General features: G+C 63.7%; 17 protein-coding genes and 1 tRNA gene. 11 read left to right on the top strand and 7 right to left on the bottom strand.

Annotation, left to right across the window (positions count from 1 at the left end; genetic code table 11):
- Positions 1–61: 61 nt before the first annotated feature.
- The 3 genes from I6F24_RS10180 to I6F24_RS10170 all read right to left on the bottom strand — a co-directional run bounded on the left by I6F24_RS10180 (position 62) and on the right by I6F24_RS10170 (position 3101).
- Entirely contained in the window at positions 62–1402 is a 1341-nt protein-coding gene (locus I6F24_RS10180; protein WP_057028939.1) for an RtcB family protein, read from the bottom strand.
- Between the two features lie 111 nt (positions 1403–1513).
- A complete protein-coding gene (locus tag I6F24_RS10175) occupies positions 1514–2839 on the bottom strand; it encodes a TROVE domain-containing protein (RefSeq protein WP_225149484.1) in 1326 nt (441 codons plus the stop codon).
- Between the two features lie 106 nt (positions 2840–2945).
- Positions 2946–3101 (bottom strand) — tRNA-Arg (locus I6F24_RS10170).
- 942 nt (positions 3102–4043) lie between these two features.
- Between I6F24_RS10170 and I6F24_RS10165 the strand changes: the two genes are divergently transcribed.
- A complete protein-coding gene (locus I6F24_RS10165) occupies positions 4044–4715 on the top strand; it encodes a DUF429 domain-containing protein (protein ID WP_225149485.1) in 672 nt (223 codons plus the stop codon).
- Positions 4716–4721: 6 nt separating this feature from the next.
- Here the strand turns inward: I6F24_RS10165 and I6F24_RS10160 are convergent, their stop codons facing one another.
- Positions 4722–4934: a hypothetical protein gene (locus tag I6F24_RS10160; RefSeq protein WP_128262035.1), complete on the bottom strand. Its 213-nt coding sequence runs from the start codon at positions 4932–4934 to the stop codon at positions 4722–4724.
- 166 nt (positions 4935–5100) lie between these two features.
- Here I6F24_RS10160 and I6F24_RS10155 point away from each other — a divergent pair, with 166 nt between their 5' ends.
- Together I6F24_RS10155 and I6F24_RS10150 are read left to right on the top strand one after the other, a co-directional pair.
- The gene (locus I6F24_RS10155) at positions 5101–5247 is read left to right on the top strand and encodes a hypothetical protein (RefSeq protein WP_192893234.1); all 147 of its coding nucleotides are present in this window, start codon (positions 5101–5103) and stop codon (positions 5245–5247) included.
- An 86-nt stretch (positions 5248–5333) separates the two neighbouring features.
- The gene (locus I6F24_RS10150; RefSeq protein WP_225149486.1) at positions 5334–6065 is read left to right on the top strand and encodes a glutathione S-transferase N-terminal domain-containing protein; all 732 of its coding nucleotides are present in this window, start codon (positions 5334–5336) and stop codon (positions 6063–6065) included.
- Positions 6066–6078: 13 nt separating this feature from the next.
- Here the strand turns inward: I6F24_RS10150 and I6F24_RS10145 are convergent, their stop codons facing one another.
- Positions 6079–6450: a tRNA-binding protein gene (locus I6F24_RS10145; protein ID WP_057028941.1), complete on the bottom strand. Its 372-nt coding sequence runs from the start codon at positions 6448–6450 to the stop codon at positions 6079–6081.
- A gap of 105 nt (positions 6451–6555) precedes the next feature.
- Between I6F24_RS10145 and I6F24_RS10140 the strand changes: the two genes are divergently transcribed.
- The gene (locus I6F24_RS10140; RefSeq protein WP_036000881.1) at positions 6556–6915 is read left to right on the top strand and encodes an ArsC family reductase; all 360 of its coding nucleotides are present in this window, start codon (positions 6556–6558) and stop codon (positions 6913–6915) included.
- A gap of 3 nt (positions 6916–6918) precedes the next feature.
- On the opposite strand, the gene I6F24_RS10135 is transcribed toward I6F24_RS10140, so the two are convergent.
- Complete coding sequence (locus I6F24_RS10135; protein ID WP_167361655.1) at positions 6919–7566, bottom strand: hypothetical protein; 648 nt, start codon at positions 7564–7566, stop codon at positions 6919–6921.
- Positions 7567–7906: 340 nt separating this feature from the next.
- Between I6F24_RS10135 and I6F24_RS10130 the strand changes: the two genes are divergently transcribed.
- From I6F24_RS10130 to I6F24_RS10100, 7 genes are all read left to right on the top strand, one after another.
- Complete coding sequence (locus I6F24_RS10130) at positions 7907–8662, top strand: ABC transporter ATP-binding protein (protein WP_018317619.1); 756 nt, start codon at positions 7907–7909, stop codon at positions 8660–8662.
- The gene (locus I6F24_RS10125; protein ID WP_036022650.1) at positions 8655–9401 is read left to right on the top strand and encodes an ABC transporter ATP-binding protein; all 747 of its coding nucleotides are present in this window, start codon (positions 8655–8657) and stop codon (positions 9399–9401) included. Before I6F24_RS10130 ends, I6F24_RS10125 begins: the two co-directional genes overlap by 8 nt.
- Before the next feature lie 56 nt (positions 9402–9457).
- On the top strand, positions 9458–10678 hold the full coding sequence (locus I6F24_RS10120; RefSeq protein ID WP_225125722.1) for an ABC transporter substrate-binding protein: 1221 nt from the start codon (positions 9458–9460) through the stop codon (positions 10676–10678).
- Positions 10679–10754: 76 nt separating this feature from the next.
- Entirely contained in the window at positions 10755–11618 is an 864-nt protein-coding gene (locus tag I6F24_RS10115) for a branched-chain amino acid ABC transporter permease (RefSeq protein ID WP_036000843.1), read from the top strand.
- A 1-nt stretch (position 11619) separates the two neighbouring features.
- Positions 11620–12588, top strand: coding sequence for a branched-chain amino acid ABC transporter permease (locus tag I6F24_RS10110; protein WP_036022655.1), 969 nt, complete (start codon positions 11620–11622; stop codon positions 12586–12588).
- 156 nt (positions 12589–12744) lie between these two features.
- Positions 12745–13389 carry a DUF47 domain-containing protein gene (locus tag I6F24_RS10105; RefSeq protein WP_036000836.1) on the top strand — a complete coding sequence of 215 codons (645 nt, stop codon included), beginning with the start codon at positions 12745–12747 and terminating at the stop codon, positions 13387–13389.
- Positions 13390–13401: 12 nt separating this feature from the next.
- Complete coding sequence (locus I6F24_RS10100; protein WP_057028943.1) at positions 13402–14406, top strand: inorganic phosphate transporter; 1005 nt, start codon at positions 13402–13404, stop codon at positions 14404–14406.
- On the opposite strand, the gene sugE is transcribed toward I6F24_RS10100, so the two are convergent.
- The gene (gene sugE, locus I6F24_RS10095) at positions 14399–14713 is read right to left on the bottom strand and encodes a quaternary ammonium compound efflux SMR transporter SugE (protein ID WP_036022660.1); all 315 of its coding nucleotides are present in this window, start codon (positions 14711–14713) and stop codon (positions 14399–14401) included. The genes I6F24_RS10100 and sugE overlap by 8 nt on opposite strands.
- Positions 14714–14799 lie beyond the last annotated feature (86 nt).

The raw sequence follows: 14799 nt of genomic DNA, 5'->3' as shown, positions 1-14799 counted from the left end.
TCAAAGAAAGAAAATGGAGTGACGTGGGCGGGAGACGTCGCCTCCCGCCCACGGTTTCGCTTTAGTCCTTCCACGGATCGAACTCGCCTTCGCCGGCCATGGCGACGGCGAATGGCCGCAGCGTGTGCAGCACGCGCACGGTGCCGGCGTGCTGGGCCAGCACGTCCGGCAGGCGGCGATAGGCCATCGGGCTCTCGTCGAGGTCGGCACCGATCAAGGTGACGCCGCGCTCGTTCAGCCAACGGTCCATCTCCTCGCGCGAGAAGCGCCGCTTCGCCTCACGTCGTCCGAACAGGCGGCCGGCGCCGTGCACGGTCGAGTAGAGCGAGGCCTTGGCCTGCGGGCTGTCGACGCCTTCGAGGATGACGGCGTCGTCGCCCATCGAGCCGCCGACGAATCCCTTCTGGCCGGGAAACGCCGGCGTCGCGCCCTTGCGCACCACCCACAAATCCTTGCCGTCGTGGGTCTCACGCCAGGCATAGTTGTGGTGGTTGTGCACGCTCTCGGTGACGCTGCCGCCGATGATCTGGCGGACGCGCTCGACGACCCATTCGCGGCCCGCATAGGCATAGCGCCCGGCGAGCTGCATCGCCGCGATGTAGCGGCGGCCGAGCTCGCTGTCCTCGTCGACGACGGCGGGCGGGACGTTCATGCCGTCCTTGCCGCCGGCAGCCTTGAGGTAGCGCGTCGCGGAGGTGTGCCCGAGACCGCGGCTGCCGAAGTGGACGCCGATCCAGACGAAGCCTTCCTCGTCGCGCATGAGGTCGACATAGTGGTTGCCCGATCCGACCGTGCCGAGCTGCTTCACCGCCTTCTGACGGTAGTCCTCCATGTCGCTTTCGCGCCAGGCCTCGCCGTCGTCGAACAGGTCGTGCTCGGCCCGTTCCGCGTTGGCACGTCCGACGCCGAACGAGATCACCTTGGCGACGTCGCGGATGATCGTGGGAGCGATCCCCGCGATGTCGTCGAAGCGCGTGTCGAGCCGAGCCGCCATGTTGCCGCAGCCAATGTCGAAGCCGACGCCGGAGATGCTGATCTGCTTCTCATAGGCGATCACCCCGCCGACCGGCTGCGCATAGCCGAGATGGCCGTCGGCGCAGATCACGCCGGAGACGACATTGCCGATGGCCATGCAATTGCGCATCTGCGCGATCGTCGCCTCCTCATGCGGGCCGAACACCTTCAGCGGCGCATTCTGGAAACGGGCGTCCTGCGTCCGGAACGCGGCAATCGAGCTCGCGGTCGCATTGGCCTCGCGGGCAAGATGCTCCTTGCGCGCGGCGTCCTTGTACAGGCACCAGGCCGGCTGGCCGCGTCCTTCGCCGACGCGCGAGTCGGGGTCGACACCGGCGGCGAGGCAGAGCTCGCGGGCGCGTTCCATGTAGGGATCGGGTCGTCGCATGGTCGTAGATCCTTGTCATTCCGCGCGCACCATAACGGGGGCGGGCGGATCATTTCAGAGATTTCGCTGGCCCCGGGCGCATCTCGCGTCCGGGGCCATTGTTGTTGCGCGTCAGTTCAACGCCGTCTCGGACGCCGCGATCCACGCGACCACGGCCTCGGAGAAGCCGTTGACGCGGGTCCAGGCGCCGTGACCGACGCCGTGCTGATACGAGGCCACGTTGACCATGGTGCCGCGCGCCCTCGGCTCGGGCACCTGGTCGTGGCTCTGCTCGTCGGTGAAGACGATGAGGCGATCGCCCTTGCAGTCGATCTCCGTCACCGCATTGCCGAGATAGGTTCCGCCATGCGGCTGCGAGTTGATGATCGCATCCCGCAGCGCGAAACCGCGGCGGGGAGGGACCTTCACGACCTCGTTGGAGAAGGTGAAGATCTCGACCTCGTCGCAGATCTCGCGGGCGAGAATGGCAAGGCCACACGCCGCCTCCGCGCGCGTCATTTCCGACTGCGCGGAGAGCGTTGCGAACATCGAGCCGGACACGTCGATCAGGAGCCGGGTGCGGCCCGGAAGCCGCACATGGTCCTTGATTGACTTGAGCATCGCGGCCTCGAGCTCGGGCTCGAAGTCCGGCGCATAGCGTGCCGCCGTGATGAAGCGATAGGGCAGGATACGATCCGTCCGCATCGCCTCGATCGCGCCTGCGATGGTCTCGCGCGGGACCTGCGCATTCTGCATCAGGCGCAGATTGCGCAGTAGCGCCAGGCCGCCGAGCTTTCGCTCGGCGATCAGCCGCTCGAAGGTCTCGCGCTTGCTCTTGCCGGCCGAGAGCGAAACCTCCCAGGTGTCGGGGGAGGCGAGCTCGCCATCGACGAGCTGCTTCCACACCTTCGCCTGATCGGCGTCTTTCGGCTTGGCGTGCACCAGGAACAGAACGTCCCTGATCCGCACCGCGCCGTCGCGGTCCCACTTGGCGAGCTGATAGGCGTCGAACTTGGTCAGCGCGCGGGCAAGACCCTTCTTCATCTGTGCCGAGACCGGCTGGCGCTTGCGCTGCTGCATCGGCCCCAGCGCATCCGCCCAGTAGATCGCGAGCAGCTCCGTCATCTCGTCGGGACGCTGGATCACCTGGGCGAGCGTGTCGGCAACGAGGGTGCGGTGCTTCTCGCTGCGCGCCATCTCGCGGATGACGAGGAGCGGTGCGTGCCGCAGCTTCATCACCTCGCGCGCCTCGATCGCAAGCTGCGCGACGCGCGCGGGCGCGACCTCGGGCACGAGGGCCTTGATGCGGTCGGCGATGGCGACGCCGTCCTCATAGAACTGGTCCTCCCACAGGAGGCAGTTCATCAGCGCGCGCTTCAGCTCCATCTCGGGCGTGAAGCGAATTGCGCGTGCGCCCTCCCGCGTGAAGGCGCGAACGATCTTGTTGAGCCTGACCATGATGGCCTCCTCTTGGGTTGATGGGGATGGAAACGGTGCCGGGGAACAGGCGAGGCTGTACTGCCCTTGCGGGCAAGTCACATGCTCAACCGCTGAGCTACGGACTTTCGTCCGGAAGGAGTCGAACCTTCGACATTGCGATCCGAAGTAACAGCGCTCCTCACCACCGGCGGTGGCTAGGGGACACGATCCGGGAACGGGCGATTGCTGTACCCGACGAGCCGAAGCTCGCCGGAAAGCGCTCTATCCTCTGAGCTACCGGTGCATGGGACACCGGGCGGGATTCGAACCCGCGACCTCTCGCGTTGCAGGCGAAGTAACAGAAATCTTCACCACGGATCGTGATGGGGTTGGCGGGGAACGATCGATGCTGTTGCTGCCCTTGCGGGCGATCCGCCTTTCGGCGCGCAGGGTTCGAACCTGCTCGGCGCTTTCCCGCCTTTACCACGAAGTAACAGACATCTTCACCACCGCCAGGCCAGTGCTTTCGCATCGGCCATTGATGGGTACGCTGGGGAACGGGCGATATCGGCTTTCAGTGACAACAACACAGTCTCTGTCCCCAACGGATAGATCCTGCGCCGGGCCGCGTGCAAGCCTTTTCCGAGGCCGCATCCCGGTGCGTGTGTCAAAGGCGGGAGGCATACCCGCTGTGCCGTGTGGAGAAGTATCCGACATCTTCACCACCAGCGTCGGTTGAGCCGCAATCCCTCACGGCAAACCGAGTTACAAAAATTCGATCGCGGCGCTGTCGACGCGCCGCACATTGCGAACCCACTGGGTTCGCTCTGCCATCGGTGTCCGGCTCATCGCCTCGTTCCCTCCGGCAGGCCCCGCGCACTTGGGCACGCGCCTCTCCAGCGCGAGCCCCGAGATCCGGGTCTCTCGTTCCGGCCATTGCCGGGATGTTCGGTGGGGCCGCGCGGCGGGCAACAAAAAACCCTCCGGAGCGGCAGGCTCGGGAGGGTCCGTGAGAAGCGGACTGTCGATCTTGCGGTCAGGCAAGATCGCTCCCATGAGCCGGGCATGCGCAATCGAACAGCTTTGGGCTATTCGGTATGCGGATAATTCTTTCGTAGCGGTACGACATCGCTCGGTTCATGGTGTCTGTCGCAAACGGAAGTGCTTGCGAGGGCGCGGGACATACGCCCGCAACTTGCGGATGTCAAGCGAGACGCGCGCGGAAACTGAAATTGACGGACGCATGACTTGCAAAAACTATCTGGGGCTCGACGGATTTCGCTTCGGCTGGGTCGCAGCGTGGATCGACGAGCGCGGCGATCAGGGCTTCGATTATTCGCCAAGCCTGATGCGTCTGCTCGCAATCCCGCACGCCCGCGCGATGATCGACATGCCGATCGGACTGAACGCGAGCGGCTACCGCGCCTGCGATTTGCGCGCACGCGAACTGATCGGCCCAGCCGTGTTTCTCGGCGCGCGCCGCGACCTCTGGGCGTTCCACGACATGGCGGCGGCCAATCGCCATTACTGGAAGCACGAAGGCGAGGGCAGGGGCGTGTCGGCGCAGCTCTGGAATATCAGGGACAAGATGAGGGAGGTCGACGAGGCCATGACGCCGGCGCGGCAGGCGACGATCGGCGAAGCGCATCCGGAATTGATCTTCTGGAATCTGGCAGGACGCGTGCGGCTCGAACCGAAGACCTCGCCGCGGGGCCGCGAGCAGCGTATCGCGCTTTTGAGAGGCCGCGGCTTCACTGAGCTCAAGAGATGGCTCACGCTTCGCCACGGCACCGGGATCGGTCGCGACGATCTCATCGACGCCTGTGCCTGCGCTGTCGCAGCGCGCGACAGCACGCAATCCGTTGGTGACGGCAGGATCGATCCGCGCGGACTACGGATGGAGATCAACTTCTGAAGGCGATCAGCCCTGCCGCTCGCCTTTACCTTCCAGCCGGCAGCGACTATTGCGGCTTGGAGTCGAGCGGACGTCTTCGTCGTCCAGTCTTGTTGCTCTCGCTTCGTACTCCTCGGCCATCGCCCGCAACCGCTGCGCCGCTTTGCTGTGCGTGAGATCGTTCGCGACGCGGCGACAGCGTTCGGCGTGGTCGAGCAGGGCGCGTTTCTCGATGTTCATTAAGCGACAACGCGCGAGGGGGCCATTGGTCCCTTTGAGAGCCGCCGGAACAGAGCGATGCCGTCGCAGCGAGATCGGGAAAAAATAGCAATATTTTGTCGTCGCCTGGAACGTGGCGCCTGAGCCGACGTTCTACGCCAGAGGCTGTCGAGGGATATACAATACAATGTACGACGTGTGCCAATTGGCGACCGCGATGCTCGCGGTTGCCTTTACGGCCCTGCTGCTGATCACGGGTCAACGGTTCATCGAGTCTCGGCTGCAGTATGAAGCAATGCCCCCGTTCGTGGCGATGGCGACACTGCCGCCCTAGCACAGCCGGAAGTGACTTGCGCGGTGCGGTACCTTGCCTAGATTGAGCACGCCTCAGTCCATGCACCCAGAGTCCCGAAGTCCGATATGTCCTCCATTCCTGTCCCCAACTGGGACCGTCTGTCAGTCTTTCCGATCACCAGGCGCTGGCCACCCAAGCATCCGGAATTACTTCAGCTCTATTCGCTGCCGACGCCGAACGGCGTCAAGGTTTCGATCATGCTGGAGGAGATCGAGCTTCCTTACGAAGCGTATCTGGTCGACTTCGGCAAGGACGACCAGAAGACGCCCGAATTCCTCTCGCTCAATCCCAACGGTAAGATTCCGGCGATCCTCGATCCCAACGGTCCCCGCGACAGGAAACCATTGGCACTGTTCGAGTCCGGGGCGATCCTGCAATATCTCGCGGAGAAGACCGGCAAGCTGCTGCCGCAGGATGCCGGGCGGCGTTATCAGACGCTGCAGTGGCTGCACTTCCAGATGGGCAGCGTCGGGCCGATGTTCGGTCAGGTCGGCTTCTTCCACAAATTCGCCGGCAAGGATTACGAGGACAAGCGGCCTCGTGACCGCTACGTCGCCGAAGCCAAGCGCCTGCTCGGCGTGATGGATACGCATCTGGCCGGCCGGCAATGGTTCATGGATGACGACTACACCATTGCCGACATCTCCATGCTCGGCTGGGTGCGCAATCTCATCGGCTTTTATGGCGCCGGCGATCTCGTCGAATTCGCCCAGTTCAAGGCGGTCGGCGCCTGGCTCGAACGCGGCCTCGCGCGTCCCGCGGTGCAGCGCGGATTGAACATTCCGGCAAGGCCCTGACAAGGCCCTGAGGCTAGAACAGCCGTCCGCCGTTCGGCACCGGCTTGCTCGGCTGCACCAGCACCACCTTGCCGTCGGCATCGGGGAAGCCGAGCGTCAGCACCTCGGAGACGACCGGGCCGATCTGGCGCGGCGGGAAATTGACGACGGCCGCGACCTGTTGGCCCACGAGACTTTCGAGCGGGTGGTTTTCGGTGATCTGGGCCGAGCTCTTGCGCACGCCGATGGCGGGGCCGAAATCGATCCACAGCCGCCAGGCCGGCTTGCGCGCTTCCGGAAACGGTTTGGCGTCGACGATGGTGCCGACACGGACGTCGACCGCGAGGAATGTGTCGAAGTCGATGGTCGGTGCGGCCGCCGCTGCGGGATCGTGGGTGACGTGCATGGGATGTCCGTTCGGTGGGGTGACGCGTCTCGCGACATTGTCGCGCCACGCGGAGTTTCGTACAACGCCACGCACATCACCGCTACGCCATGCGCGAGGACCGTCTTGCCCACCATCATCTACGGCATCAAGAACTGCGACACCATGAAGAAGGCCCGCGCCTGGCTCGATGGCCATGGCGTGGCTTACGCGTTTCACGACTACAAGGCGGCGGGTGTCGAGAAGGACAGGCTGAAGCAGTGGAGCGACAAGGTCGGTTGGGAGACCCTGCTCAATCGCGCCGGGACGACCTTCAAGAAGCTGCCCGACTCCGACAAGGAAGGCCTCACCGAGAAGAAGGCGCTGGCCTTGATGCTAGCGCAACCATCGATGATCAAGCGGCCGGTGCTCGAAATCGGCGGCAAGCTCTTGGTCGGCTTCAAGCCGGATATCTATGCCAAGGAGGTCGGCGGCAAGGCGCGCTGACGGCTAGTTCAGCTCAATGATCTCGTTGGAGATGGCGCGGCCCGGCTGGTCCGAGAACTCGACCGGATCGGCGGGTGCGATGCGGCCGGGGGCGCGATGAAACAGCTCGCGATCGATCACGGCCCGCAGCTTCGGGCGCGGCAGCGCGTCATTTCCGCGCATCAGATTCTTGATCTCGAAGCCGCCGTCCTCGCAGAAGGTCTTTACTGACGCGATGACGTGGCTGACCCTGCCGTCGGTCAGGAACGGCAGCAGCAGCCGCTCATACGCGACGATTCGGCCATAGGCGTCGTCGACGTCGGCAACGCTGTAGATCGGAAGGCCGCGCGCGACGCATTCATGATAGATCGGCATCACGTATGGTGCGAGCCGCGGCCCGACGTAATCATCGAGCGAAACGCCCTTGCCGGTATGCCCATAGGCGCGCGAGATGCGCGTGCCTTCGCTCTGGATGACCAGACGCGGCGTCGGCGTCGAAAGCTCCACCGTATAATAGATGAGATCCGACAGCTCCTCCTCGAGCCGCGCGGGCTGATACTCCCAGATCGCGGGAGCGATCTGCTGGCGCGCATAAAGTCGCAGCCACGTGTTGAGGAGATCACGCTGGCGGATCGACTTGACGACGGAGGGAGCGGCGCTTGCAAAATCCAAGACAATATTCTCCGCGCGTGAAAACCCTGGGATGATCGGGCTTGCGGGAAAATTTTCGATGAAGGCTGGCGCGGGAGACGAAAGACCGTTAACGACGGCTTGATGGCCGGTGCCTTGCGAACCGGAAAGGCCGGGCAGGCACGACATCGACCTCTGCGACTAAGGGAGCATTTGTACCCCGGCCGGAGGCCTGACCTGCTCAGCTTTCCGCCTTGCCTAACCCCCGTCACCTCCGGCATATTCCGCGCCCGGAGGCGGCGCCCCGGTGGGCTGCAAGTCCTCCGGACAGCCGAAGCAACAAGGACAGCCACGCGCCGCGCGCGGGCAGGGGGAAAACTGTTTGGCCGATGAGTTCATTCTCGAAACGGAAGGCTTGACCAAGGAGTTCGCGGGCTTCTTCGCCGTCCGCGACGTTGCGCTCAAGGTTCGCCGTGGGAGCATTCATGCGTTGATCGGCCCGAACGGGGCCGGCAAGACGACCTGCTTCAATCTTCTGACCAAGTTCCTCAAGCCGTCGGCCGGGAAAATCCTGTACAAAGGGCAGGACATCACCGCGATGGCGCCGGCGGATGTGGCCCGCATGGGGCTGGTCCGTTCGTTCCAGATTTCGGCGGTGTTTCCCCATCTCACCGCGCTCGAGAACGTCCGTGTCGCGCTGCAGCGCCAGCATGGCTCTTCGTTCGATTTCTGGCGCTCCAAGTCGGTGCTCAACCGCTTCAACGACCGCGCGCGCGAGCTGTTGAACGATGTCGGCCTCAACGAGTTTGCCAACACGCCGGCGGTCGAGATGCCCTATGGGCGCAAGCGTGCACTTGAGATTGCGACCACGCTGGCGCTCGACCCGGAGATGATGCTGCTCGACGAGCCGATGGCCGGCATGGGCCACGAGGACATCGACAAGATCGCGGCGCTGATCAAGCGCATCTCCGCGAAATACACCATCCTGATGGTCGAGCATAACTTAAGCGTCGTGGCCAACCTCTCCGATATCATCACCGTGCTGACGCGCGGGCAGGTGCTCGCGCAAGGCCACTACTCCGAGCTCACCAAGGACGAGCGCGTCAAGGAAGCTTACCTGGGAGCCGGTCATGCCTGATACAGCGATCGCCGAGGCTCCGGCCAGGGCTGCGACTGGCGGGAACATCCTGCAAGTCCGCAACTTGGAAGCCTGGTACGGCGAGTCTCACATCCTGCACGGGATCAACTTCGACGTGAACGCGGGCGAGGTCGTCACCCTGCTCGGGCGCAACGGCGCCGGCAAGACGACGACGCTGAAGTCGATCATGGGCATCATCGGCAAGCGCACCGGCTCGGTGAAGTTCAACAACCAGGAGATCATCCGCGCGACCTCCGACAAGATCGCGCGCATGGGCGTCGCCTTCTGTCCGGAAGAGCGGGGCATATTCTCCAGCCTCGACGTCCGCGAGAATTTGATGCTGCCGCCGGTTGTCCGCGAAGGCGGTTTGCCGCTCGACCAGATCTTCGAGCTGTTCCCGAACCTGAAGGAGCGGCTGAACAGCCAGGGCACCAAGCTGTCGGGCGGCGAGCAGCAGATGCTGGCGATCGCGCGCATCCTACGCACCGGCGCGAGCTTCCTGATGCTGGACGAGCCGACCGAGGGTCTTGCACCCGTCATCATCCAGCAGATCGGCCATACCATTGCGCGGCTCAAGAAGGAGGGCTTCACGATCCTCCTGGTCGAGCAGAACTTCCGCTTCGCTTCCACCGTCGCCGACCGCTATTACGTAGTCGAGCACGGCAAGATCATTGACGGGTTTTCCAATTCGGAGCTTGCCGCCAACATGGACAAGCTCCACACCTATCTCGGTGTGTAGCCGAGCAGGCCGGACGATCGAGAGTAACTATCAAAGGAATATTGGGAGGTCGGATTATGAAGCACAGCATTTCGGCAATGTTGCTCGGGACGGCCCTGGCGCTCGGCGCGGCAGGCGGCGCGGTCGCGCAGGACAAGAACATCAAGATCGGCGTGCTGACCGACAATTCAGGACTTTATGCCGATCTCGGTGGCGCCGGCTCGACCGTCGCCGCACAGATGGCGATCGAGGATTCCGGGCTCGCTGCCAAGGGCTGGAAGCTCGACCTGATCTCCGCCGACCATCAGAACAAGCCCGACATCGGCTCCACGATTGCTCGGCAATGGATCGACGTCGAGAAGGTCGACATCTTCATGGATGTCCTGAACTCCGGCGTTGCGCTGGCGGTGAACAACATCGTCAAAGAGAAGAATTCCATCCTGATCAACACAGGTGCGGCGACGTCGGATCTCACCAACGCGCAATGCTCGCCGAATACGGTCCACTGGGTCTATGATACCTATATGCTGGCCAACAGTACCGGGCAGGCGCTGGTGAAGGCGGGCGGCGACACCTGGTATTTTCTCACCGCGGACTACGCCTTTGGCCATGCCCTCGAGCGCGACACCGCGGCGGTGGTGGTGAAGTCGGGCGGCAAGGTGATCGGCAACGTCAAGCATCCCCTGAATACCGCTGACTTCTCGTCCTTCCTGCTTCAGGCGCAGGCCTCCAAAGCCAAGATCATCGGCATGGCGAATGCCGGCGGCGACACCACCAACACCATCAAGCAGGCGTCCGAGTTCGGCATCGTCTCGGGCGGCCAGAAGCTTGCGGGTCTGCTGCTCTTCATCACCGACGTGCACTCGCTCGGTCTGAAGGTGGCGCAGGGCTTGAACTTCACCGAGACCTTCTATTGGGACATGAACGACGGCACGCGCGCCTTCTCCAAACGCTTCTCCGAGCGGATGAAGAACAAGGCGATGCCCTCGATGGTGCAGGCCGGGGTCTATTCGGGCCTGCTGCATTACTTCAAGGCGCTGGAGGCGATGGGCGGCAATCCGCATGACGGGGCCAAGGTGGTCGCCAAGATGAAGGAGATGCCGACCGACGATGCGTTGTTCGGCAAGGGAACGATCCGTGCGGACGGTCGCAAGCTGCATCCGGCCTATCTGTTCGAGGTCAAGAAGCCCGAGGAATCCAAGGCGCCCTGGGATTATTACAAGCTGATCGGCACGACTCCCGGCGACCTGGCCTTCCGGCCGCTGTCGGAAAGCGCCTGTCCGCTGGTGAAGAAGTAACGGTGAACGATGCGGGCCGGCGCCGCAGCGGTGCCGGCCTGTTGTTGAGGAATAGAAGGGACCGGGTGCGGGATCGATGCAGGCTCTCTACGCTCAGCTACTGGTGGGACTGATCAACGGCTCGTTCTACGCGCTGCTCAGTCTCGGGCTTGCCGTCATCTTCGGCATGCTCAACATCATCAATTTCGCCCATGGCGCGCTCTACATGATGGGCGCCTTCGTCGCCTATTTCCTGTTGAACCTCGGCGGCATCAACTATTGGTGGGCGCTGCTGCTGGCGCCGATCATCGTCGGCATCTTCGGCATGATCCTGGAACGGACCATGCTGCAATGGCTGACCGGGCTCGATCATCTCTACGGCCTGCTCCTGACCTTCGGCATCGCGCTGATCGTGCAGGGCGTGTTCCAGAACTATTTCGGCTCCTCGGGCCTGCCTTACGCCATCCCCGACCAGCTCAGGGGCGGCATGAATCTCGGCTTCATGTTCCTGCCGATCTACCGCGGCTGGGTCGTCGTGTTCTCACTGGCGGTGTGCCTTGCGACCTGGTTCCTGATCGAGAAGACGCAGCTCGGCGCCTACCTGCGCGCCGCGACCGAAAATCCGACCTTGGTGCGTGCCTTCGGCATCAACGTGCCGCGCATGATCACGCTCACTTACGGTCTCGGCGTCGGCCTTGCCGCGCTTGCCGGCGTGCTCTCGGCGCCGATCAACCAGGTGCGGCCGCTGATGGGTGCCGACCTCATCATCGTCGTGTTCGCGGTGGTGGTGATCGGCGGCATGGGCTCGATCATGGGCTCCATCATCACCGGCTTTGCGCTCGGCGTGATCGAAGGCCTGACCAAGTATTTCTACCCCGAGGCCTCCAACACCGTCGTGTTCGTGCTGATGGTGCTGGTGCTGCTGGTGAAGCCGACGGGATTGACGGGAAGGGCGGCCTGAGATGACAACCCTGACGGACGACACGCTTCCTGTGACCCCGCGCGCAATGCGCGACGAGATGATTGTATTCGCAGTGATGGCGCTGCTGCTCGCAGCGGTGCCGTTCACGGGCGTCTATCCGTTCTTCGTGATGCAGGCGCTGTGCTTTGCGCTGCTCGCCTGCGCCTTCAATCTGCTGGTCGGCTATGGCGGCTTGCTGTCGTTCGGCCACGCGATGTTCTTAGGCACGGCCGGCTATTGCAGCGCGCATGCGCTGAAGGTCTGGGCGCTGCCGCCCGAGCTCGGCATTCTCGTCGGCGTCGCCGCGGCGTTCGTGCTCTCGATCGTCACCGGCTACATCTCGATCCGACGCCAGGGCATCTATTTCTCGATGATCACGCTGGCGCTGTCGCAGCTCCTGTACTTCATCTATCTCCAGGCCCCGTTCACCCATGGTGAGGACGGCATCCAGGGCATCCCACAGGGACGCATGTTCGGCGTGCTCGATCTGTCCAAGCCGACGGTGCTGTACTATGTCGTGCTGGTCGGCTTCCTCGCCGGCTTCCTCCTGATCTTCCGCATCATCAACTCGCCGTTCGGCGAGGTGCTGAAGTCGATCCGCGAGAACGAGCAGCGCGCGATCTCGCTCGGCTACCGCACCGACCAATACAAGTTCCTGGCCTTCGTGCTGTCGGGGACGCTCGCCGGCCTTGCCGGTGCGCTGAAGGTGTTCGTGGCGCAGAACGCTTCGCTCACCGACGTGCACTGGACGATGTCGGGCGAGGTCGTGCTGATGACGCTGGTCGGCGGGCTCGGCACCGTTTTCGGTCCCGTGGTCGGCGCCTTCGTGATCATCGCCATGCAGCAATATCTGGCCGGCTTCGGCCAGTGGGTGACGGTGATCCAAGGCGCGATCTTCGTGGTCTGCGTGCTCACCTTCCGCCGCGGCGTCGTCGGCGAAATCGCGCATTACTTCCGACGTTCGCTCTAAGTAACTGATATTGCATCGGTTTCATTGATGCATGAAAGCGGTGGATGACCCGGCTCCGCGGGCGTGAGGCGACACGCGCGCGGATCGAAAATGGTCTATGACAGTTTTATGACAGCCCTCACGGGCCTGACCATTTCCAACCGGTAGCCTACCCCCATGATGCGATGGTTTCGTGCGTTCCTGCCCAGGGAAGAGCGGTTCTTCGACCTGTTCGACCGCCATGCCCAGACCGTGATCCAGGGCGCGGTCGCGCTCCAGGGCATGCTCAACGGGGGCGAGGAGACGCCGGTCTATTGCCAGCGCGTCAACCAGTTCGAGAACGACGCCGACAATATCACCCGCGAGGTGCTGACGGCGGTGCGCCGCACCTTCATCACCCCGTTCGACCGCGGCGACATCAAGAACCTGATCACGTCGCTGGACGATGCCATCGACCAGATGCAGCAGACGGCCAAGGCCGTGATGCTGTTCGAGGTGCGCAGTTTCGAGCCGCCGATGCGCGAGATCGGCGGACTCTTGATCGAATGCGCCAATCTGGTCGGCCGTGCGCTGCCGCTGATGCAGGAGATCGGCAAGAACGTCGCCATGCTGACCGCGATCACCGAGGAGCTCGGCAAGCTCGAGGGCCGTGTCGACGATCTCCACGACATCGGCCTGAAGGAGCTGTTCCTCAAGCATCGCGACGGCAATGCGATGGATTTCATCGTAGGGGTCGAGATCTACGACCATCTCGAGAAGGTGGCCGACCGTTTCGATGACGTCGCCAACGAGATCAACAGCATCGTCATCGAGCAAGTGTAGGGCAGGGCCGCCGTGGATGCTGCGTTGGCTTTTCCCGTCCTGGTCGGCCTGATCGCCGTCGCGCTGCTGTTCGATTTCCTGAACGGCCTGCACGACGCCGCCAATTCGATCGCGACCATCGTCTCGACCCGAGTGCTGCGGCCGCAATTCGCGGTGTTTTGGGCCGCGTTCTTCAATTTCATCGCGTTCCTGGTGTTCGGGCTGCACGTCGCCCAGACCATCGGCACCGGCATCATCGATCCCGCGGTCGTCGACGCCCAGGTGATCTTCGCAGCCCTCGTCGGCGCCATCGTCTGGAACCTCGTGACCTGGGCGCTTGGCATTCCATCGTCGTCGTCGCACGCGCTGATCGGCGGGCTCGTCGGCGGCGGCTTGGCCAAGGCCGGTATTTCGGCCGCGGTGTGGAGCGGCCTGTCCAAGACCGTGCTGGCGATCGTGCTGTCGCCGCTGGTTGGCTTCCTGCTCGCAATGGCGCTGGTTGCGATCGTGTCCTGGGCCTCGGTGCGCTCGACGCCGTTCGCGGTCGACCGCGCCTTCCGCATCCTGCAATTCGTCTCCGCTTCGCTCTATTCGCTCGGCCATGGCGGCAACGACGCGCAGAAGACCATGGGCATCATCGCGGTGTTGCTCTATTCGCAGGGCCATCTCGGCAGCGAGTTCTCGGTGCCGTTCTGGGTGGTGCTGTCGTGCCAGGCGGCGATGGCGCTGGGCACGCTGATGGGCGGATGGCGCATCGTCCGCACCATGGGCCTGCGCATCACGAAATTGACCCCGATGCAGGGCTTTTGCGCCGAGACGGGAGGCGCGGTGACCCTGTTCATGGCGACCTATCTCGGGGTTCCCGTCTCGACCACCCACACCATCACCGGCGCCATCGTCGGCGTCGGTGCCGCCCGCCGCGTCTCGGCCGTGCGCTGGAACGTCGCAAGCTCGATCGTCTATGCCTGGGTGATCACGATCCCGGCCTCAGGCATCGTGGCCGCGCTGACCTGGTGGGTGGTCCAGCTCGTCAGGTGACGAGCTTCAGTCCGATGATGCCGGCGACGATCAGGCCGATGCTGGCGAGGCGGAAGGCCGTCGCCGGCTCGCCGAACAGAACCATGCCGAGCGTCGCGGTGCCGACCGCGCCGATGCCGGTCCAGACCGCATAGGCGGTTCCGACGGGCAGGGATTTGAGCGCAAATCCGAGCAGGATGACGCTTCCGGCCATGGCCGCGAGCGTGACCGCGGACGGGACAAGCTTGCTAAAGCCCTCGGTGTATTTCAGGCCGATGGCCCAGGTGATCTCGAGGAGACCGGCGACGAACAGGATGCTCCAGGCCATGACGACCCTCCATTCAAGGCAGGGTCGTCCCCGCGGCTGGTGTGCTGATGGGCAGGGAGGTCGTCCTCCCAAAAGGGGGATATGGG

This window comes from Bradyrhizobium sp. BRP23 (assembly GCF_020194135.1).
Taxonomy (GTDB): domain Bacteria; phylum Pseudomonadota; class Alphaproteobacteria; order Rhizobiales; family Xanthobacteraceae; genus Bradyrhizobium; species Bradyrhizobium yuanmingense.
Note: the sequence above shows the minus strand (reverse complement) of the source record. Positions and strands in the feature narration are given on the sequence as shown.